Genomic DNA, 21619 nt, shown 5'->3' with positions numbered 1-21619 from the left:
CGCCTGCGAGCCAGCCGGTGCTGGTCAATCGCGTTACGCCGCAGGAACTATCATCGAGAGAAGTGTAGAGATGGAAAGTGCGGCCGGGATGACGGCCGCACAATAGTTTCTTGGCTGTCGCATCGGCATGATTTTGTCCGGAACCGGGACACCGGTTCCGGGATCACGCCTGCGCGTTATTCGGCTTCCGCCGTCAGACCCTTGGCCTGGGCGACCCAGCCGTCGGCACGGGCCGGAAGACCAACTTCTTCGCCAATCTTGTGGGCGGTGTCGTGATCGAGTTCGGCCAGCTGCCAGTAGTGGAAGATGCCGAGGTCGTTGAACTTCTTCTCGATCGCACCGGACACGCCGGTGAGCTTCTTGAGATCGTCGGCGGTGCCGCGCGGACCGGCCAGGCCCTGGAAGCCAGCTTCCGGAGCCGGAATGGCTTCAGCAACCGGAGCAGCCGATGCGCCGATATCGAAGCCAGAGTCGCCCTGGGCGCGCGAGATGCCGTCGATGACAGCGCGCGCGATCAGGTCGCAATATAGCGACAGCGCACGGCCGGCGTCGTCGTTGCCCGGGACCACATAGGTGATGCCCTTCGGATCCGAGTTGGTGTCGACGATCGCCGCGACAGGGATACCCAGACGCTGGGCTTCCTGGATCGCGATGTCTTCCTTGTTGGTGTCGATCACGAAGATCAGGTCGGGCAGACCGCCCATGTCCTTGATGCCGCCCAGCGAGCGATCGAGCTTGTCGCGCTCGCGCTGCAGCGTCAGACGCTCCTTCTTGGTGTAGGCCGACGCATCGCCGGAGTTCAGCACTTCGTCGAGGTGACGCAGACGCTTGATCGAACCGGAGATGGTCTTCCAGTTGGTCAGGGTGCCACCGAGCCAGCGCGAATTGACGAAGTACATCGCCGAGCGCTTCGCAGCTTCGGCAACGACGTCCTGCGCCTGGCGCTTGGTGCCGACGAACAGAATGCGGCCGCCCTTGGCGACGGTGTCGCTCACAGCCTTCAGCGCGGTGTGCAGCAACGGCACGGTCTGCGCGAGATCGATGATGTGGATGTTGTTGCGTGCGCCGAAGATGTAATTCGCCATCTTCGGATTCCAGCGGTGCGACTGGTGGCCAAAGTGGACGCCAGCTTCGAGCAGTTGACGCATAGAAAATTCGGGTAGTGCCATAGTATCAATTCTCCGGTTGTTTCCTCCGGAAGCGTGTGAGCAAACGAGCGTTCGGGCAGAGGATTCTGCCGTGCAGCCCGGATGCCACCGGACGGCGATTAAGCCATGCTTCCGTGTGAGATGGGCCGGCTTATAGCCGGATTCCCGGGATAAGCAAGGCAATATGGACCGGGGGGAGCCGATGAAATCGCCTGCCCCACCCCCGCCGCGACTCCTGCACTCGTCACAACAGGTACCCTGATCTTGACCCAACAAGCAGCAAACGCCACAACCAGTGGATGTATTTCGAGATTTTGGGCGGAATTCTCGACATTGAAACGATTGCTGTTGGATCCGGAATCCGAGAGGTTGCCCGGCTTCGAAGGGCTTATGGCCGGGGCCCATGGCAAGCGAAAGGGCGTTTGCCGTGTACGACTAGCCGATGGTCAAGTCCGGCTGGCCGAATTACATTGGTACGAGGCGGCTGGCATCGGTCGCCGGGAATACAAGATCAAACATCTTCTTTGATTGTGACCCATGACAAAAACTTCGTCCCAGCGGCTCGTCGTATGCCTCGACAATGATGGCTATGCCGCCTCGCTGGAGCGGCGGAAGATTTATGTCGCTCTTCCGGATGCTGAAGCCGAGAAGAACAGCCTCCTCCGCATCATTGATGAGTCCGGGGAAGATTACCTGTATCCGAAATCCTTATTCGGCCCGATCAGTCTGCAGCAGGCTGTCAAAAAAGCCGTTCTAGCCCCCTAAGCTCCCACCCGATCAAAGCGTTTCGACCATTTCCACCCCGGAAACCGCCTTGATGGCTCCGGCGATCTGCGGGGACACCTGGAACCGGCCTTCGAGCTTGAATTCGACCTCAGTTTGCAGGTCGAGGCGCAGGATCAGCGAGACGTCGCCCCCGCCGGCGGCATTGCTCGGCTGCGGTTGGAGGCGTTTTACCAGCGAATCCAGTGCCTTGGTGTCCTTCATGGTCACCCTGAGCCCCTTCTGGGTCTTGGCAGCGGCGGCATCCAAAGGCTCCGCGTGGAGAACCCGGGCCCGAACGTCCTCGCCCTGGAGTTCGGCACCGAGTTGCAGCAGCACCGCGGTACCCGGTTCCAGCACGTCGCGGTATTGGGCAAGCCCTTCGGAGAACAGCACCGCCTCGAAATGGCCGGTCGGGTCGGATAGACCCATGATGCCCATCTTGTTGCCGGTCTTGGTCCTCCGCTCCATGCGCGACACGACCGTTGCCGCCACCCTGCCCGCCGTAGCGCCGGCTTTGACGGCGCGGCAGAACTCGGCCCAGCTCTGCACCCGCAGTCGCTTCAGGGCGGTCGCATAGTCATCGAGCGGATGGCCGGACAGGAAGAAGCCAATAGCGTCGTATTCCTTGCGCAGCTTCTCCGCCGCCAGCCAGTTGTCGATCTGCGGCAGCATGATGGTCGGCGCATCGGCCGCGCCGCCAAACATGTTTCCCTGACCGATTGTCGTATCCACGTGGGCGCTCTGGCAGGCGGCCAAAATAGCATCCGCGCCGCCATGCACGCGGGCACGATGTGGATCGAGCGTATCGAAGGCGCCGGCCGCAGCGAGTGTTTCGATGATGCGCTTGTTGACGGCGCGTGGGCTCACGCGCGACGCAAAGTCGGCAAGCGACGTGAACAAACCATTCTTGTTGCGCTCGGCGACGATCAGCTCGACGGCGCCAGCGCCGACGCCTTTCAACGCGGCCAGCGCATAATAGATCGTGTTGTCGCTGACCTCGAAGGTGACGCCCGAACGATTGATGTTCGGCGCCTCGACCTTGATACCGAGCCGCTGCGCCTCGGCGCGAAATTCCGACAGCTTGTCGGTGTTGCCCATGTCGAGCGTCATCGACGCCGCAATGAACTCCACCGGATAATGCGCCTTCATATAGGCGGTGTGATACGACACGAGCGCATAGGCCGCCGCGTGGCTCTTGTTGAAGCCATAGTCGGCGAATTTTGCCAGCAGATCGAAGATCGTATCGGCCTGCCCCTTCGGCACGCCGTTCTTGACAGAGCCTGCAACGAAGATCTCGCGCTGCTTTTCCATTTCGGCGCGGATCTTCTTGCCCATCGCGCGGCGCAGCAGGTCGGCGTCACCGAGCGAATAGCCGGCCATGACCTGCGCGATCTGCATCACCTGTTCCTGATAGATGATAACGCCGAAAGTTTCCTTCAGGATCGGCTCGATGATCGGATGCAGATATTCCGGCTCTTCATCGCCATGCTTGCGCGCGCAATAGGTCGGGATGTTCGCCATGGGGCCCGGACGATACAACGCGACCAGCGCGATGATGTCCTCGAAACGGTCGGGGCGCATGTCCACGAGCGCGCGCCGCATGCCCTGGCTTTCCACCTGGAACACGCCGACCACTTCACCGCGCGCCAGCATCTCGTAGCTCTTGGCGTCGGTAATCGCCGTGGTCGCAAGATTGACGTCAATATTGCGCTGCTTGAGCAGCTTCACGGCGACATCGAGCACTGTCAGCGTCTTCAGGCCGAGGAAGTCGAACTTCACGAGACCTGCTGGCTCAACCCATTTCATGTTGAACTGGGTGACCGGCATGTCCGATTTCGGATCGCGATACATCGGCACGAGCTGCGACAGCGGCCGGTCACCAATCACGATGCCTGCGGCGTGGGTCGAAGCGTGGCGTGTCAGGCCCTCGAGGCGCTGCGCGATATCGAAGGCTTTGGCGACGATCGGATCCTCGTCGCGGAGCGCCTGGAGTTTCGGCTCGCCCTCGATCGCGGCTGCAAGTGTCACCGGTGCGGCCGGATTTTGCGGCACCAGCTTGGTCAGCTTGTCGACCTGACCATAGGGCATCTGCAGCACACGGCCGACGTCGCGCAACACGCCGCGCGCCTGCAGCGTGCCGAAGGTGATGATCTGCGCGACCTGATCGCGGCCGTAGCGCTGCTGCACATAGGAGATCACCTCACCGCGGCGATCCTGGCAGAAGTCGATATCGAAGTCGGGCATCGAGACGCGTTCCGGATTGAGGAAGCGCTCGAACAGCAGGTTGAACTGCAGGGGATCGAGATCGGTGATGGTCAAGACCCAGGCGACCAGCGAGCCGGCGCCCGAACCGCGGCCCGGTCCGACCGGAATGCCCTGCGCCTTCGCCCATTTGATGAAGTCGGACACGATCAGGAAGTAACCCGCATAGTTCATGCGGGAGATGACGTTGAGTTCGAAGTCGAGCCGCGCGTGGTATTCCTCTTCGCTCTTGCCCTGCGACACGCCGTGGATCTCGAGACGTTTGCGCAGGCCCTCCTCGGCCTGACGGCGCAATTCGTCGGATTCCTCCTGGGCCGCACCTTCGGCGTTACTGCCGGCGCCCACCGTGAAGCGCGGCAGGATCGGCTTGCGCGTCTTTGGCCGGAACGAGCAGCGCTCGGCGATTTCGACGGTTGACGCCAATGCCTCGGGGATGTCGGCAAACAGAACTGCCATTTCGGCGCGGGTCTTGAAGCGATGATCGGTGGTAAGCTGCTCGCGGTCCGTCTCGGCAATGATCCTGCCACCGGCGATGCATAGCAGCGCATCATGGGCCTCATAGTCATCCACGGCGGCAAAATACGGCTCGTTCGTTGCCACCAACGGCAGGCCCTTGGCGTAAGCCAAGTCTATCAAACCGGCTTCGGCGCGGCGCTCCTTCTCGGCGCCATGACGCTGCAGTTCGATATAGAGCCGATCGCCAAACAGCGACGCGAGCCGGTCGCAACGCGCAGCGGCAAGCGCGGATTGATCGGCAAGCAGCGCCTGATTGATCGGACCGTCCGGACCGCCGCTCAACGCGATCAGGTCTTCGGTTTCCTCCAGCAGCCATTCCAGCTTGATGTGAGGCGCGTGATTGACCGGGGTTTCCAGAAACGCGCGCGAGTTGAGTTTCATCAGGCTCTGATAGCCACGCTCCTTGGCAGCCAGCAGCACGATTCGCGGCATCACGGCGTTCAGCGCGTTACGGGCGTTGGGATCCTGGTCGCCGAAATCGATGGCGACCTCGCAGCCGGTGATCGGCTGGATGCCATAGCCCACCAGCTTTTCGGAGAATTCCAGCGCGCCAAACATGTTGTCGCTGTCGGTCAGCGCCAGCGCCGGCTGGTGGTCGGCCTTCGCCAGTTCCGCCAGTTTCTGGATCTTGATCGAGCCCTTCAGCAGCGAATAAGCCGAATGCACGTGCAGATGGACAAATCCGGCATTCGACGCGGCGGCGGGCTTCTGACTCATGGCGTGGGGCGTTCCGGACTTTGCAGCGCCCGATCTGGGCAGTCATCGACACTGGGGATCGCGGCAGCCTGTTCAGACCGACTCGCTGCCCCATGGTGATGCCTGCCCCCGGCCAAGTCCATGTGAAACCCGCTCGGGCCCGGAAGCGTCCCCGCATTCCCTAGGGAATGCTTGTCATTCCCCGGGAGCGTTCCCGTATCCACCGGAGAGTGCTTCCCCGGTGTTCCGGCGCCAGCTTCGCAGCCAGCGTCCGGGAGCAGGATCACAGCTGGGGGATCAGTTGCGCCCAAACCGCAATCATGCCGACGAACAGAACGATCGATGCCAGCGCAGCGGCTTCTTCAACAAAGGTCTTCAACATGGTGGCCTCCGTGATCTCTGGAACATATGAAGAACATTGTTCTCATTCTGTTCCTGAGTCAAGCAGCCGATCCGGGCTCGTCGCGCCTCATATTCGGGATGGTTAAAATGGCAGGCCGGCACGCTTTACGCCCAGCCAGCCAAGGCCATCCCTCGCCGGCGATCACCTACGCCGTATTGCGTCGCCTGCGCCGAACAAGCCCTGTTACGGCATGTTTCCGGCGCCGGATGCGGAGCGGAATCCGGCTTTGTGAGTTGACGAATACCTCTCGGACCGGCTTTGTGCCGGTCAGAGATCACACGCAGCCGGCCATCTGAGTCGGCAGGAGAATTTGATGCGCGCAGCCCTGCTTGCTCTGGTCGCCTTCGGCGCCCTCTCGGCCCTCACCGTCACGCCCGCCGCAGCACAGCGCACCGATCCCGGCCCGTTCTCGTTCAACACGCCGAGCGGTTATCCGTTCTGCATGCGCTCGCTCTATGACGACGACGACTGCAGCTACCGCACCTATGCGCAGTGCGCCGCGACGGCATCGGGCATCGGTCTGACCTGCTTTGCCAATCCGGCGCTGGCCTATGCGCAGACCTACGCGCCGCAGCAGCCGCGCGTGAAGCGCAAGCGTAAGAGCAGCTACTGAGCGACGGCGCCGTCCGCGGCGCCTCGCTTTTTCTCTCTCAAATGAAACGAGTGGCGGGGTCAGTCGAGTTCGACGACCTTGCCGTTTTCCAGCGACACCCGCCGATCCATGCGGCCAGCCAGTTCCATGTTGTGGGTCGCGATCAACATCGCCACCTTGGTCGCCTTCACCAGCTGCATCAGCGCCTTGAAGACATGATCCGCGGTGTGCGGATCGAGATTGCCCGTCGGCTCGTCGGCAAACAACACGCGCGGTGCATTGGCCACCGCACGGGCAATCGCAACGCGCTGCTGCTCGCCGCCCGACAACTCCGCGGGGCGATGTGTGATGCGTTCGGCCAGACCCAGATAGGCCAGGATTTCCTTGGCGCGGGCGACCGTCTCGGAGCGCTTCAAGCCGCGGATCATCTGCGGCAGCATGACGTTTTCCAGCGCGGTGAATTCCGGCAGCAGCCGATGTGACTGGTAGACGAAGCCGATATCGGTGCGGCGGATCTGGGTGCGCTCGGTGTCCGACAGGCCCGAGGTCGCGGTGCCGCCGACATAGACCTCGCCGTCATCCGGGCTCTCGAGCAGGCCGGCAATATGCAGCAGCGTCGACTTGCCCGAGCCGGACGGCGCCACCAGCGCGACAGACTGCCCCGCCCACAATGCCAGCTTGGCATTGTCGAGAATGGTCAGAACGCTTTCGCCCTGGGTGTATTGCCGCTTGATGTCGTGGAGATAGACCACCGGTACATCATCTGCCCCTTGCGCCATATCAGTCACTCACTCGTATCTTAGCGCATCGACGGGATCGAGGCGCGCGGCGCGCCACGACGGGTAGAGGGTCGCCAGGAACGACAGCGTCAGCGCCATGATCACGACCGCGCTGGTCTCGCCCACGTCGACCTCGGCCGGCAGCTTGGACAGGAAATACAGTTCCGGCGAGAACAGCTCAGTGGATGTCATCCACGAGATGAATTGCCGGATCGTCTCGATGTTGAAGCAGACCAGTAGTCCAACGAAGAAGCCGACCAGCGTGCCGACCACGCCGATCGCAGCACCCGTGATCAGGAACACCCGCATGATCGAGCCTTGAGAGGCGCCCATGGTGCGCAGGATCGCGATGTCGCTGCCCTTGTCCTTCACCAGCATGATCAGGCCGGAGACGATGTTCAGCGCCGCCACCAGTACGATCAGCGTCAGGATCAGGAACATGACGTTGCGCTCGACCTGCAGCGCATTGAAGAAGGTCGAGTTGCGCTGCCGCCAGTCGACGATGAAGATCGGCCGCCCGGCCGCCTCGGTCACGAGCTTGCGATACTCGTCGATCCTGTCGGGATTGTTGGTGTAGACCTCGATCGAGGTCACGTCAGAGGGGCGATTGAAGTAAGTCTGCGCCTCGGCCAATGGCATGAACACGAAGGTCGAGTCATATTCCGACATGCCGATCTCGAAGACGGCAGCAACCTTGTAGGGCTTGATGCGCGGCGTCGTGCCCATCGGGGTCACCGCCCCCTTCGGCGAGATCAACGTGATCATGTCGCCGGCGTGGATCGAGAGTTGATCTGCCAGCCGCCGACCGATCGCCACACCCTGCCCGTCATCGAAGCCTTCGAGCGTGCCCTGCTTGATGTTCTTGGCGATCGACGTGAGGTTATTGAGATCGCCAGAGCGAATACCGCGGATAAAGATGCCGGCAGCACCGAACGCGGATGATCCCAGTCCCTGGCCATCCACGACCGGCGCCGCGAGACGAATGCCATTCACGCCGCTGATGCGGTCGGCGACATCCTTCCAGTCGGTCAGAGGACTTTCCAGCGGCTGCACCAGCAGATGCCCGTTGAGACCCAGGATCTTGTCGAGCAGCTCCTTGCGGAAGCCGTTCATCACGGCCATCACGATGATCAGCGTGGCAACGCCGAGCATGATGCCGAGGAACGAGAAGCCGGCAATGACGGAGATGAATCCCTCTTTACGGCGCGCGCGGAGATAGCGTCCGGACAGCAGCCATTCGAAGGCGGCGAAGGGTGGGGTTCGAACTGGCTCGCTCATGGCATCATCCATCGCCCGACTCCCATACGAATCGGGCTTATTCTAGCCGCATCGTGAGTGATGCGGCGACCACACAGTGGATAAGTCGTCAGGACGTCAGCTTTGCGACGACCTCAGCGGCACTGATATTCTCACGCGAACCGTCATCGCGCCGCTTCAGCTCGACCTTGCCTTCGGCCAGCCCCTTCGGGCCAACGAGGATCTGCCAGGGCACACCGATCAGGTCAGCGGTGGCAAACTTGCCGCCGGCGCGCTGGTCGGTGTCGTCATAGAGCACATCGACGCCCTTGGCCGAGAGCTCCTTGTAGAGCGCCTCGCAGGCCGCATCCGTATCGGGCGAGCCCTGCTTCAGGTTGAGGATCGCAGCACGGAACGGCGCCACTTCCTCGGGCCACTTGATGCCGTTCTCGTCGTGGCAGGCCTCGATGATCGCGCCCAGCAGCCGCGACACGCCGACGCCATAGGAGCCGCCATGGATCGGCGTCTCCGCGCCATCGGCGCCCGCGACGGTTGCCTTCATCGCGTCGGAATATTTGGTGCCGAAATAGAAGATCTGGCCGACTTCGATACCGCGGGTGTTGAGCCGCCGCTCGGCCGGCACTTCGCTCTCGAACCGCGCGGCGTCGTGGACGTCTTCGGTTGCCGCATAGATCGAGGTCCACTGATTGATGATGCCCGTGAGATCACCGCTATAGTCGACATCGGCCGGCGGGATCGGCAGATCGAGCACGTTCTTGTCGCAGAATACGCCGGACTCGCCGGTTTCGGCGAGCACGATGAATTCGTGGGAGTGATCGCCGCCGATCGGTCCGGTCTCGGCGCGCATCGGGATCGCCTTGAGGCCCATGCGCGCGAAGGTGCGCAGATAAGCGACGAACATCTGATTGTAGGAATGTTTCGCCGCGGCTTCGTCGATGTCGAACGAATAGCCATCCTTCATCAGGAATTCGCGGCCGCGCATCACGCCGAAACGCGGACGCTGCTCGTCGCGGAACTTCCACTGGATGTGGTACAGGTTCAGCGGCAGGCTCTTGTAGGACTTCACATAGCCGCGGAAGATCTCGGTGATCATTTCCTCGTTGGTCGGCCCGTAGAGAAGCTCCCGCTTGTGGCGGTCGACGATGCGCAGCATCTCCGGCCCATAGGCGTCGTAGCGCCCACTTTCGCGCCAGAGATCGGCGAGCTGCAATGTCGGCATCAGGAGCTCGATGGCACCCGCCCGGTTCTGCTCCTCGCGGACGATCTGCTCGATCTTCTTCAGCACCCGCAGGCCCAGCGGCAGCCAGGCATAGATGCCGGCGGCCTCCTGCCGGATCATGCCCGCGCGCAGCATCAGCCGGTGCGAGACGATCTCGGCTTCCTTCGGCGTTTCCTTGAGAATGGGCAGAAAATAGCGCGACAATCGCATGGTTAGGCCTGGGAATCGGAGGGACACGGGAGAACGCGAGTGAAACCGGATCGGCCGCCAAAATACAAGGGCGACGGGCCGGACGCCGGACAGTCTAGGATGGAGCCGGCAATCAGGGCTTAATTCCGTTCGCCTGGCGAATTGCTTCCCAGGCTGTCAAATATCTCCATTTCCGATGCCGGCCAGAGCGACCCAGCGTGACCGGAAATCGCGTAAAAGGTCGCGATTCTACCCTTGGCCTAAATTTTGAACACACATTGCCGAAATTGGTGACAAACAAAAAAAGTTAAGCTACGACTCACAGCTCAGGCGGTTCGTAAGGACAGAGTCTGGTGGTCCAAGTCTCGGGAGGAGCCCTGACGCGCTCAAGCAGCGTCAACCCGCTAAGCAAGGATAAAATCCAAAGTTTGGGGTAATAGGGTCGACACAATTTTCCGAGCAGGGCTGCGGCCCTGCTCTTTTTTTTCGGCAGATTCCCGACAACGATAGCGACGCTTCATATCGTCCGAGACGAAAAAAGGCCGGCATCAATGCCGGCCTTTTTTTTTGGAGATGCAACGCGCTGCGTGCTACAGCGCACCACCCTTCGGCTTGATGCCCGACAGCCACGAACAGACCAGGCCCTGTACCGCGCCGACGATCCCGAATGTAAGGATCTGGCGCAGCGGGATCGACACCGACGTCCAGATCAACATCATCCCGATACTCACGACATAGCCAGTAAGCGCCGAGGTCAGCACCTTCGGCCACAGCTGCATCTTGTCTTCGAGGAACCAGTCCTCAAGCCACATCACCAGCGACGGGATCAGCCCGAACCAGTAGGCAAAGGGCAATCCCATGATGAAGCCGGGAAAGCCGCCGATGATCCTGCCGCTGGCAATTTCGCGCAGCTCGAAAACGGCAAAGCCGACAGCCGGCCCAAGCAACAGAAAAAGCAGAAAGCGCTTCATGCGTCAGCTCCGTATCGACACCTGAAAGGACAGACTCCGCAGGTTAAAGATCGCTCTCAGATCGGCACGCCCATCAGCTTCGAGAGCCGCTCGATGTTGAAGTAGTCCATGCGATACGCATACATGCCGCCCGCGAACAGCACCGCGGAAATCAGTGTGGTCCAGATCAGCTTGCGCCCCATCCGCGCCAGCACAGGCGCACCGGGATCGGTGCCGTCGGTGCCCTTGCCATCCTCATGCTGGCTGCGCACGCCGAATGGCAGCGTCAGGAACAGCGTGATCCACCAGATGACGAAATAGACCGCGAGCGACGTCGAGATCGTATAGGCCATCGCGTCCTCAGGACTGTTCGATTTCGGAAGCTTGTTCGATCTCTACCAGCGCGCCCGAGAAATCCTTGGGATGCAGGAACAGCACAGGCTTGCCGTGGGCGCCGATCTTCGGCTGGCCGTCGCCAAGCACACGCGCGCCTTCCTTGATCAGGTTGTCGCGTGCCGCGATGATATCCGGCACTTCGTAACAGATGTGATGAATGCCGCCGTCGGGATTACGCTCGACGAATTTGGCGATCGGCGAGTCCGCGCCGAGCGGTTGGATGAATTCGATCTTGGTATTCGGCAGCGTCGCGAACACCGTGATCACGCCATGTTCCGGCAGCGGCACGGTCGCGGAAATCTCGGCGCCGAAGGCGGTGCCGTAGATCTTCGCAGCTTTCTCCGCATCGGCGACGGCAATCGCCACATGATTGAGCCGGCCCAGCATGGTGTCCTCCGTAGTCTTTGTTTCTTTGCTTTTAGTCTTCGACCTGCAGGATGTGAACGTAGCACATCGTCTTCTTGCCCCATTGATCGGCGAGTGACGAGCGGACGGCGCGTCGCACCGACTCCGCCATCGCATCCGGATCGCGCTTGCGCGCCTTGGGCAGGTTTTCGACGATGTTGACGACGATGTCGAACACGACATCCTCCATCACCTCGCCCTTGAGGTTCTTTTCGGGAATGCCGATCAGATCGACCGCAGGATCGTCGACCAGTTCGCCCTTCATGGTCACGGCCAATGCCACGAACGCACAGCCGGCAAAGGACAGCCGGCGCCGCTCGCTTACGGCGCGGGACTTGGAATCCTCGAGAATGAGGCCGTCCTTGAACATGCGGCCCGACGGCAGTTCGTCGATGACGGCAGCATCGCCGGGCGCAAGGCGCACCAGATCGCCGTTCTTGACGATCATGGTCCGCGGCACGCCGCAGGCGCGCGCCAGCTTGGCATGCTCGTGCAGATGCAGCGCCTCGCCATGGACGGGGATGAGCAGCTGCGGCCGCACCCAGGAGATCATGTCGCGCAATTCGTCGCGGCGCGGATGGCCGGACACATGCACCAGCGCATCGCGATCGGTGATCACCTCGATGCCCTGCGTGACAAGACCGTTGATGATGGTGCCGACCGCCTTCTCGTTGCCCGGAATGGTCCGCGACGAGAAGATCACCGTATCGCCCTTGTTGAGCGTCACCATCGGATGATCGTCGCTGGCGATACGCGCCAGCGCCGCCCGCGCTTCACCCTGGCTGCCCGTGCATAGCGCCACCACCTTGTCCGGCGGGAAATGGCCGTAATAGTCGGCGTTGCGGAACGCCGGCAGTCCATCGAGATAGCCGCATTCGCGGGCCACCTGCACGACGCGCTCCATGGCGCGGCCGACCAGCACCACTTCGCGGCCCGCGGCCTGCGCCGCTTCGGCAACCGCCCGCAACCGCGCCACGTTCGATGCGAAGGTCGTGACGGCGACGCGGCCCTTGGCAGCCTTCACCAGTTTGGTGAGCGTGGCGGCAACTTCCGTTTCGGACGGTGAGCGGCCATCGCGCACCGCATTCGTGGAGTCGCCGATGATGGCAAGTACGCCGGCATCACCGAGTTCGCGCAGCCGCTTTTCGTCGGTTGGCAGGCCGATGATCGGTGTCGGATCGATCTTCCAGTCACCGGTATGCAGCACGGTGCCGAGCGGCGTGTGCAGCGCGATCGCATGGGATTCCGGAATCGAATGCGCGACCGGAATGAACTCGATATCGAACGGGCCGAGATTGATGCGGCCGCCCGACGGCACCACGGTGACGGGGATCTTCGGCGGGTTGCGCTCGCTGGCGCATTTGGCTTCGAACAATGCGGCGCTGAACTGCGTCGCATAGATTGGGCATTTCAACTTGGGCCACAGATCGATGATGGCGCCGAAATGGTCCTCATGGGCGTGGGTGAGCACGAGACCGACGAGATTCTTCTTTTCCTTTTCCAGGAAGCGCACGTCGGGCATCACCAGATCGATGCCGGGCAGATGCTCCTCGTCACCGAAATAGACGCCGAGGTCGATCGCCAGCCACTTCCCGGCCAGGCCATAGATCGACAGGTTCATGCCAATCTGGCCGACGCCTCCCAGCGGTGCGAAGGTCAATTCGTTGGGTCGCGTCATTTGCGTGCTGTCCTTGTCGACGCGGCCGATCCGAAATGAACGTCGCCGGCGGTAATAGGGATTCGCCGGCGATCCGCTGTCGCGACAATCATACAACCGGCCTCATCAATGGTGTCGAAAATTCCCGAAATCGTCTGTACCCCGTTGTCCACGGACACCGGCTGAGCGATCCCTGCTGCACGCTCCAGCCACTGTCGCCGGATCTCGGCAAACCCGCGGCCGGAATCCCAAATGCCGCGCATCTCCTGCCAGGTGTCCGAAAGCGCCGCAAACAGGTCTTCAGCGCTGGCGCTGACACCCATCGCATGCAGGCAAGCAACCGGATAAGGCATATTGTCGGGGGCCGCCACCACATTGGTGCCGATGCCGACGACAACAGCAAGCTGGCCGTTCGGCGCTGCCTCCGCCTCCAGATTCATTCCGACCAGCTTGTGCCCGCCTGCCAGAACGTCGTTCGGCCATTTCAGCCGATAATCATTCGCGGCCGACTGCGGCGCCCGCATCGCGGCTTCGACGCTGATCTGTCGGAGCGCCTTCTCAACGGCAACGCCGGCCGCAAAGCCCAGCGTCGCCGCAACTGAGGGCGTCACATCAAGAACTTCCAGCACCGAACTGGCGAGGTTCCCGCGGGGAGCGACCCACGGCCGATGCCGCCGCCCACGTCCCGCAGTCTGTTCCGTTGTGACAAACCACATCGGACCGCGCTCGCCTGCGCGCGCGCGGTCCATGGCTTCCGTATTGGTCGAACCGGTTGTGTCGAATGCGGCGAGCTTCGTGCCCGCCGCGAGGGCTCGGGGACCGAGCGAAAATACCATCTAGAACAGCGACTTCGCTGCAAATGCCGCCGCGCTGACCAGAGGCGCCGGATAGACGAAGAACAACACGTTGAAGAGACCCGCCACAGCCAGCACCGTGCGCAGTTCAACACGCATCGGATCGAGCTTCCCGACCGGCTCGTCGAAATACATGAGCTTCACGATGGACAGATAGTAGAACGCGCCCACCACGCTGGCCAACACACCGACCACGGCCAGTACGAACAGGCCCGACTTGATGGCCGCCATGAAGACGTAGAACTTGCCGAAGAAGCCGGCCAGCGGCGGCACGCCTGCCAGCGAGAACAGGAACATCGCGAAGAAGAAGGCGATGATCGGATTGGTGCGCGACAGGCCGGCGAAATCCTTGATCGTCTCAACCGGCTGGCCACCCCGCTTCATGGTCAGGATGATGGCGAAGGTGCCGAGGGTCATCGCGACATAGATCGCGATATAGACCAGCACGCCCTGCGCACCCTCCTGCGTGCCGGCGGCAAGGCCGACCAGCGCGAAGCCCATATGGCCGATCGACGAATAGGCCATCAGGCGCTTGATGTTGGTCTGGCCGATGGCGGCGAACGAGCCCAGCACCATCGAGGCCAGCGACACGAACACCACGACCTGCTGCCATTGCACCACGATGCCCGGGAACGCGGTCAGCGTGACGCGGGTGAACACAGCGAGTGCTGCAACCTTCGGGGCCGAAGCGAAGAAGGCGGTGACGGGCGTCGGTGCGCCTTCGTAGACATCGGGCGTCCACATGTGGAACGGCACGGCCGAAACCTTGAAACAGAGGCCGGCGAGCAGAAACACCAGCCCGAACACCAGGCCGATATTGCCGGTCTTGGCTTCGGCGGCGATGCCGGCGAAGGACACCGTGCCGGTAAAGCCGTAGATCATAGAAGCGCCGTAGAGCAGCATGCCGGACGACAGCGCACCCAGCACGAAATACTTGAGGCCGGCTTCGGTCGACTTTGCATTGTCGCGGTTGGAGGCTGCGACGACATAGAGCGCAAGGCTCATCAGTTCGAGGCCGAGATACAGCATAATCAGGTCGCCGGCCGAGATCAGCACCATCATGCCGAGCGTCGAGAGCAGCACCAGAATGGCGTATTCGAAAATGCGACGGGACTGGTCCGCAAGGAATTCACGCGACAAGATCAGCGTCACGGCCGATGCGATGATCGCCAGCACCTTCAGGAAGCGCGCATAGTCATCGACGATGAAGCTGCCGCCGAAAGTGACATGCTTGCCCGCGGGCAGCATGATTTCAGCCACGCCGACCACCACCAGCAGACAGACGGCGAGCGTGGTGACCAGGCCCGTGACCTTCGGTCCGTTGAAGGCACCGATCATCAGCAGCACCATGGCGCCAACCGCGAGCATCAGCTCCGGCAGTACGGGCAGCAGGGAATATCCGGCGGTCGTAATCGTCATTGCGCGTTATCCTGATCTGCTGCGGTCATTGCAGCAGCGCGGCTGCCTTCACGGCAGACGTTGCAGCAGCGTAATTGTTAACGAGGAGCTGAATCGAAGCCGCCGACATGTCGAGCACCGGCTTCGGATAGACTCCGAACAGAATGGTGAGAATGACCAGCGGCACCAGCACCAGGCCTTCCCGGAACGTGATGTCCTTGATGCCCTGCAACGCAGGCTTGGTCAGTTCACCGAACACGACCTTGCGGTACAGCCACAGTGCATAGGCCGCCGACAGGATCACGCCGATGCTGGCGAATGTCGCCGTCGGGATCGAGACCTTGAAGGTGCCGATGAGCGTCAGGAATTCACCGACGAAGCCGGAGGTGCCGGGCAGACCGACATTGGCCATGGTGAAGACCATGAACAGCGCCGCATAGATCGGCATCCGGTTGACGAGGCCACCATAGGCCGCGATCTCACGGGTATGCAGGCGGTCGTAGACGACGCCGACGCAGAGGAACAGCGCGCCCGACACGATGCCATGCGACACCATCTGGAACACTGCGCCGGAGACGCCCTGGGTGGTGCCGGCGAAGATGCCCATGGTCACATAGCCCATATGCGCGACCGACGAGTAGGCGATCAGCTTCTTGATGTCTTCCTGCATCAGCGCGACCAGCGACGTGTAGACGATCGCGATCACGGAGAGCGTCCAGACCATCGGCGCGAAATAGAGAGAGGCATCCGGGAACATCGGCAGCGAGAAGCGCAGGAAGCCGTAACCGCCCATCTTCAGCATGATCGCGGCCAGCACGACCGAACCTGCCGTCGGCGCTTCCACGTGTGCGTCAGGCAGCCAGGTGTGCACCGGCCACATCGGCATCTTGACCGCGAAGGACGCGAAGAATGCCAACCACGCCCATGTCTGCAGGTTGCGCGGCACGGCGGTGTGCATCAGCGTCGGGATGTCGGTCGTGCCCGCGTTCCAGTACAGCGCCATGATGGCCAGCAGCATCAGCACCGAGCCGAGGAACGTGTAGAGGAAGAACTTGAACGAGGCATAGACGCGGCGCGGGCCGCCCCAGATGCCGATGATCAGGAACATCGGGATCAGGCCGCCTTCGAAGAACAGATAGAACAGCACCAGATCCAGCGCCGAGAAGGTGCCGATCATCAGCGTTTCCAGGAACAGGAACGCGATCATGTATTCGCGGACACGCTTGGTGACCGACTTCCAGCTGCACAGGATGCAGAACGGCATCAGGGCCGTGGTCAGGATCACGAAGGGCAGCGAAATGCCGTCCACACCCATATGGTAGTTGATGGTCGCGGCCAGCCACGGCGCCTTTTCGACGAACTGAAAGTCGCCGTTCGACGGATCGAAGCGCATCACCAGGATCAGCGAGACCGCAAAAGTGATCAGCGTGGTCCAGAGCGCGATCCAGCGCGCATTGCCCTGCGCAGCCTCATCATCGCCGCGGCTGAGATAGATCAGGATCGCGCCGACGATCGGCAGGAAGGTGACGACCGAAAGAACCGGCCATGTCATGACGGACGCCATTGTTACTGGCCCCCCAGGCCGAAGATAAACCAGGTGATCAACCCGGCGACGCCGATCAGCATCGCGAAGGCATAGTGATAGAGGTAGCCGGTCTGCAGCTTAACCACGCCGCGCGTGATATTGAGCACGCGGGCCGAGACACCATCAGGCCCGAGGCCGTCGATGATCATGCTGTCGCCCTTCTTCCAGAGGAAGTGGCCGATCCACTTGGCCGGGCGGACGAAGATGATCTCGTAGAGCTCGTCGAAGTACCACTTGTTGAGCAGGAACTTGTAGAGCAGCGGATGCTGGTTCGCGAGCTCGACAGGCAAATAAGGCTTGCGAACATAGAACAGGTACGAAATCAGGAAACCGAGCACCATCATCACGGTCGGCACATAAGGCACCCAGCCCGGGATGTGATGCATCTCCTCGATGATGTGCGGGTTCATCTTCAGCGATTCTCGGAAGAACTCTCCGACGTGATGACCGGCAAACAGCTCCTTGAACGGGAAGCCTGCGGCGAATGATCCGATGCCCAGCACGGCCAGCGGGACCAGCATCCACAGCGGCGCTTCATGCGCTGCATCGTAGTGCTTCTTGTCGTGCGGCTCGCCATGGAACGTCTTGAACACCAGACGCCATGAATAGAACGAGGTCAGCAGCGCCGCGACCACGGTCATCAGGAAGCCGTAGAAGGCGAACTGGGTGTGCGAGGCGTAAGCCGCTTCGATGATCGCGTCCTTCGAGAAGTAACCGGCCGTGAACGGGAAGCCGGTCAGCGCCAGCGTACCGATGGTCATCATCGCGTAAGTGAACGGGATCTTGTTCCACAGGCCACCCATCTTCCGGATGTCCTGCTCGTGATGCATCGCATAGATCACCGAGCCCGAGCCCAGGAACAACAGCGCCTTGAAGAAGGCATGCGTGAACAGATGGAACATGGCGACGGAGTAAGCCCCCGTCCCCAGCGCCACGAACATGTAGCCGAGCTGCGAACAGGTCGAGTAAGCGACGATGCGCTTGATGTCGTTTTGCACCAGACCGATGGTCGCGGCGAAGAATGCAGTGGTCGCGCCGACCAGCATCACGACGGCCTGCGCGTTCGGCGCAAGTTCAAACAGCGGCGACATGCGCGCCACCATGAAGACGCCCGCGGTGACCATGGTCGCCGCGTGGATCAGCGCCGACACAGGCGTCGGGCCTTCCATCGCGTCCGGCAACCAGGTGTGCAGCAGGAACTGGGCTGACTTGCCCATCGCGCCGACGAACAGCAGCAGACAGGTCAGTGTCAGTGCATCGGCGTGCCAGCCGAAGAAGTTGATCGTCTTGCCGGTCAGGCCAGGCGCGCTGGCAAAGATGGTGTCGAGATCGGTCGAGCCGACCAGCATGAACAGCGCGAAGATACCGAGCAGGAAGCCGAAGTCGCCGACGCGATTGACCACGAAGGCCTTGATCGCCGCCGCATTGGCCGAGGGCTTCTTGAACCAGAAACCGATCAGCAGGTAGCTGGCCAGACCCACGCCTTCCCAGCCGAAGAACAGCTGCAGCAAATTATCCGCGGTCACCAGCATCAGCATCATGAAAGTGAACAGCGACAGATACGCCATGAAGCGCGGCCGGTTCGGATCATCTTCCATATAGCCGAGCGAATAGATGTGCACGAGCGACGACACCGTGGTGACGACGACCAGCATCACGGCGGTCAGCGTATCGACGCGCAGCGTCCAGGATAGCTGCAGGTCGCCCGAATTGATCCAGTTCAGCAGCACGATACGGGCATCGTGATGCATGAAGGCGACGTCCACGAAGGTCATCCAGGACAGCACCGCCGACACCACCAGCAGACCGGCGGTGATCAGCTCGGCTGCACGCGAGCCGAGCGCGGCCGGCTCGGCAACGTGGTGATGGTCGTCGTGATCATCGTGACCATGATCGTCATGCCCATGCGCAGCATGTGCATGCGCGTTGGCATCGCCGTGACCGTGGTCGTCATGCGCATGGTCCATCTCGTCGCCGCTCGGGTTACGCCCATGCGCACCCAAGATGGCGATGAAGCCTGCGATCAGTGCGCCGATCAGCGGCAGGAATACAAGAGCCTGGATCATAACTGGCTCAGCCCTTCATCAGATTGACGTCTTCAACCGCGATCGAGCCGCGGTTGCGGAAATAGACCACCAGCACGGCGAGACCGATCGCTGCTTCCGCAGCGGCCACGGTCAGCACAAGCAGCGCGAACACCTGCCCGACGATGTCGCCGAGGAAGGTCGAGAACGCCACCATGTTGATGTTGACGGCGAGCAGGATCAGCTCGATCGACATCAGGATGACGATGATGTTCTTGCGGTTCAGGAAGATGCCGAGAATGCCCAGCGTGAACAGGATCGCTGCGACCGCCAGATAGTGTCCGAGACCGATCGTCATTTGACCCAGCTCCCCGCGTCGGCGTCCTGCAGGCCCTGCCCGGTCGCGACCTTGCGCACTTCCATCGCCAGCTCCGGATTGCGCGCGTTCTGAACATTGATGTCCTGGCGCCGGACTTTGACCTTGTGACGCAGCGTCAGCACGATCGCGCCGATCATCGCCACCAGCAGCACCATACCGGCCAGCTGGAAGTAATGGATGTACTTCGTATAGAGCACGAGGCCGAGCGCCTCGGTATTGCTCACATTCGTCGGGATGGCCGCCGTGATCGACTTGGTGACGTTCGGGTTCATCACCCAGCCACCTGCGACCAGCAGCAATTCGGCGAGGAAGATCGCACCGATCACGAGACCAAACGGCAGATACTGAATGAAGCCTTCGCGCAGCTGCGTGAAGTCGACGTCGAGCATCATGATGACGAACAGGAACAGCACCGCGACGGCGCCGACATAGACGACGATCAGCAGCATCGCCAGGAATTCGGCGCCCATCAGCACGAACAGGCCCGAGGCGTTGACGAAGGCCAGGATCAGGAACAGCACGGAATGCACAGGATTGCGCGAGGCAATCACCATGACCGCGGAAGCCACGCAGATGCTGGCGAACAGATAGAAGAACAGTGCGGGAAGGATCATCTGGTCACCTTACCGGTACGGCGCGTCGAGTTCGATTGACTTCGCAATCTCGCGCTCCCAGCGGTCGCCGTTGGCGAGCAATTTCGCCTTGTCATAATAGAGTTCCTCACGCGTCTCGGTGGCGAACTCGAAGTTCGGTCCCTCGACGATCGCATCCACCGGACAGGCCTCCTGGCACAGTCCGCAATAGATGCATTTCACCATGTCGATGTCGTAGCGCACGGTACGGCGCGTACCATCGTTGCGGCGCGGGCCGGCTTCGATGGTGATGGCCTGCGCCGGACACACCGCTTCGCAGAGCTTGCAGGCGATGCAGCGCTCTTCACCGTTCGGATAGCGGCGGAGCGCATGCTCACCGCGGAAACGCGGCGAGATCGGCCCCTTCTCGAACGGATAGTTCAGCGTCGGCTTCGGCTTGAAGAAATACCGCATGGCGAGGACGAACGCCGAAACGAACTCCGCCAGCAGAAGCGAGTGAGCTGTTGCCCTGATATTCATAGTGACCTCATTTCGGAGCAAGGCCCCCGAATTGCAGCACGGCAGCGACGATGATGACGTACGCCAACGACAGCGGCAGAAACACCTTCCAGCCCAGACGCATCAGCTGGTCGTAGCGGTAGCGCGGCACGATCGCCTTCGCCATCGCAATCAGGAAGAACATGAACATCACCTTGATGGCGAACCAGATGATGCCTGGCACCCAGGTGAATGGCGCGAACGGGATCGGCGACAGCCAACCGCCGAGAAACAGGATCGTTGCCAGCGCGCACATGGTAACGATGGCAACATATTCGCCGAGCATGAACAGCAGATACGGGGTCGAGCCGTATTCGGTCATGAAGCCCGCGACCAGTTCCGATTCCGCTTCGACGAGGTCGAAGGGCGGACGGTTGGTTTCAGCCAGCGCCGAGACGTAGAAGATCACGAACATCGGGAATAGCGGGATCCAGTACCAGCCGAGAATGCCCCACTTCGAATCCTGCGCGGCGACGATGGCCGTCAGGTTCAGCGAACCGACGCAGAGCAAGACCGTGATGATGACAAAGCCAATCGAGACTTCGTAGGACACCATCTGCGCGGCGGCGCGCAGCGCCGACAGGAAGGGATATTTGGAGTTCGACGACCAGCCGGCCATGATGATGCCGTAGACCGACAGCGACGAGATCGCGAAAATATAGAGCACGCCGACATTGATGTCGGAAATGACCCAGCCGAGATCCATCGGGATCACCGCCCAGGCCGCCAGCGCCAGCACGCAGGACACCAGCGGCGCCAGCAGGAACACGCCCTTGTTGGAGCTGGAAGGAACCACCGGCTCCTTCAGCACGAATTTCAACAAGTCCGCGAAGGATTGCAGCAGGCCGAATGGCCCGACCACGTTGGGGCCACGGCGGATCTGTACCGCTGCCCAGATCTTGCGGTCAGCCAGCAGGATGTAGGCAATCGCAATCAAGAGCACCACGAGCACAAGAAGGCTCTGCGCGACCATGATGATCAGCGGCCACAGGGTGCTTGTCCAGAATTCAGCCAT

Annotated in this window: 19 protein-coding genes; 2 read left to right on the top strand and 17 right to left on the bottom strand. The window is 61.6% G+C overall.

Features of this window, described 5'->3' with window-relative positions; all coding sequences use genetic code 11:
- Positions 1-176: 176 nt before the first annotated feature.
- Positions 177-1169, bottom strand: coding sequence for a 30S ribosomal protein S2 (locus AB8B20_RS02000; RefSeq protein WP_068730869.1), 993 nt, complete (start codon positions 1167-1169; stop codon positions 177-179).
- Between the two features lie 516 nt (positions 1170-1685).
- Between AB8B20_RS02000 and AB8B20_RS01995 the strand changes: the two genes are divergently transcribed.
- Complete coding sequence (locus tag AB8B20_RS01995; RefSeq protein ID WP_068730870.1) at positions 1686-1913, top strand: hypothetical protein; 228 nt, start codon at positions 1686-1688, stop codon at positions 1911-1913.
- Positions 1914-1925: 12 nt separating this feature from the next.
- Here the strand turns inward: AB8B20_RS01995 and dnaE are convergent, their stop codons facing one another.
- Positions 1926-5408 carry a DNA polymerase III subunit alpha gene (gene dnaE, locus AB8B20_RS01990; RefSeq protein ID WP_439071517.1) on the bottom strand — a complete coding sequence of 1161 codons (3483 nt, stop codon included), beginning with the start codon at positions 5406-5408 and terminating at the stop codon, positions 1926-1928.
- A gap of 695 nt (positions 5409-6103) precedes the next feature.
- On the opposite strand from dnaE, the gene AB8B20_RS01985 reads away from it, so the two are divergent.
- Entirely contained in the window at positions 6104-6403 is a 300-nt protein-coding gene (locus AB8B20_RS01985; protein WP_089264549.1) for a DUF3551 domain-containing protein, read from the top strand.
- 59 nt (positions 6404-6462) lie between these two features.
- Here the strand turns inward: AB8B20_RS01985 and AB8B20_RS01980 are convergent, their stop codons facing one another.
- The 15 genes from AB8B20_RS01980 to nuoH all read right to left on the bottom strand — a co-directional run bounded on the left by AB8B20_RS01980 (position 6463) and on the right by nuoH (position 21619).
- A complete protein-coding gene (locus AB8B20_RS01980) occupies positions 6463-7161 on the bottom strand; it encodes an ABC transporter ATP-binding protein (protein WP_068730961.1) in 699 nt (232 codons plus the stop codon).
- A gap of 9 nt (positions 7162-7170) precedes the next feature.
- Positions 7171-8451 (bottom strand): lipoprotein-releasing ABC transporter permease subunit, encoded by a 1281-nt coding sequence (locus AB8B20_RS01975; protein WP_068730873.1) that lies wholly within the window; start codon positions 8449-8451, stop codon positions 7171-7173.
- A gap of 76 nt (positions 8452-8527) precedes the next feature.
- Positions 8528-9847: a proline--tRNA ligase gene (gene proS / locus AB8B20_RS01970; protein ID WP_439071516.1), complete on the bottom strand. Its 1320-nt coding sequence runs from the start codon at positions 9845-9847 to the stop codon at positions 8528-8530.
- 569 nt (positions 9848-10416) lie between these two features.
- The gene (locus tag AB8B20_RS01965; RefSeq protein WP_089264551.1) at positions 10417-10797 is read right to left on the bottom strand and encodes a hypothetical protein; all 381 of its coding nucleotides are present in this window, start codon (positions 10795-10797) and stop codon (positions 10417-10419) included.
- A gap of 56 nt (positions 10798-10853) precedes the next feature.
- Positions 10854-11129 (bottom strand): DUF1467 family protein, encoded by a 276-nt coding sequence (locus AB8B20_RS01960; protein ID WP_184516167.1) that lies wholly within the window; start codon positions 11127-11129, stop codon positions 10854-10856.
- A gap of 7 nt (positions 11130-11136) precedes the next feature.
- Positions 11137-11559: a methylmalonyl-CoA epimerase gene (mce, locus tag AB8B20_RS01955; protein ID WP_068730877.1), complete on the bottom strand. Its 423-nt coding sequence runs from the start codon at positions 11557-11559 to the stop codon at positions 11137-11139.
- Positions 11560-11590: 31 nt separating this feature from the next.
- Complete coding sequence (locus AB8B20_RS01950) at positions 11591-13255, bottom strand: ribonuclease J (RefSeq protein ID WP_089264553.1); 1665 nt, start codon at positions 13253-13255, stop codon at positions 11591-11593.
- Positions 13252-14070 carry a biotin--[acetyl-CoA-carboxylase] ligase gene (locus AB8B20_RS01945; protein WP_439071515.1) on the bottom strand — a complete coding sequence of 273 codons (819 nt, stop codon included), beginning with the start codon at positions 14068-14070 and terminating at the stop codon, positions 13252-13254. Before AB8B20_RS01945 ends, AB8B20_RS01950 begins: the two co-directional genes overlap by 4 nt.
- Entirely contained in the window at positions 14071-15507 is a 1437-nt protein-coding gene (nuoN, locus tag AB8B20_RS01940) for an NADH-quinone oxidoreductase subunit NuoN (protein ID WP_439071514.1), read from the bottom strand.
- Between the two features lie 25 nt (positions 15508-15532).
- Positions 15533-17038: an NADH-quinone oxidoreductase subunit M gene (locus AB8B20_RS01935; RefSeq protein ID WP_439071513.1), complete on the bottom strand. Its 1506-nt coding sequence runs from the start codon at positions 17036-17038 to the stop codon at positions 15533-15535.
- A gap of 14 nt (positions 17039-17052) precedes the next feature.
- On the bottom strand, positions 17053-19137 hold the full coding sequence (gene nuoL, locus AB8B20_RS01930; protein WP_439071512.1) for an NADH-quinone oxidoreductase subunit L: 2085 nt from the start codon (positions 19135-19137) through the stop codon (positions 17053-17055).
- Positions 19138-19144: 7 nt separating this feature from the next.
- Positions 19145-19453, bottom strand: a complete 309-nt coding sequence (nuoK, locus tag AB8B20_RS01925; RefSeq protein WP_068730883.1) for an NADH-quinone oxidoreductase subunit NuoK — start codon at positions 19451-19453, stop codon at positions 19145-19147.
- Positions 19450-20088 (bottom strand): NADH-quinone oxidoreductase subunit J, encoded by a 639-nt coding sequence (locus AB8B20_RS01920; protein WP_068730884.1) that lies wholly within the window; start codon positions 20086-20088, stop codon positions 19450-19452. The genes nuoK and AB8B20_RS01920 overlap by 4 nt, the downstream gene beginning before the upstream one ends.
- 9 nt (positions 20089-20097) lie before the next feature.
- Positions 20098-20586 (bottom strand): NADH-quinone oxidoreductase subunit NuoI, encoded by a 489-nt coding sequence (gene nuoI / locus AB8B20_RS01915; RefSeq protein WP_089264557.1) that lies wholly within the window; start codon positions 20584-20586, stop codon positions 20098-20100.
- Between the two features lie 7 nt (positions 20587-20593).
- Positions 20594-21619 (bottom strand): NADH-quinone oxidoreductase subunit NuoH, encoded by a 1026-nt coding sequence (gene nuoH, locus AB8B20_RS01910; protein WP_089264558.1) that lies wholly within the window; start codon positions 21617-21619, stop codon positions 20594-20596.

The organism is Tardiphaga sp. 866_E4_N1_4 (assembly GCF_052076075.1).
Taxonomy (GTDB): Bacteria; Pseudomonadota; Alphaproteobacteria; order Rhizobiales; family Xanthobacteraceae; genus Tardiphaga; species Tardiphaga robiniae.
Note: the sequence above shows the minus strand (reverse complement) of the source record. Positions and strands in the feature narration are given on the sequence as shown.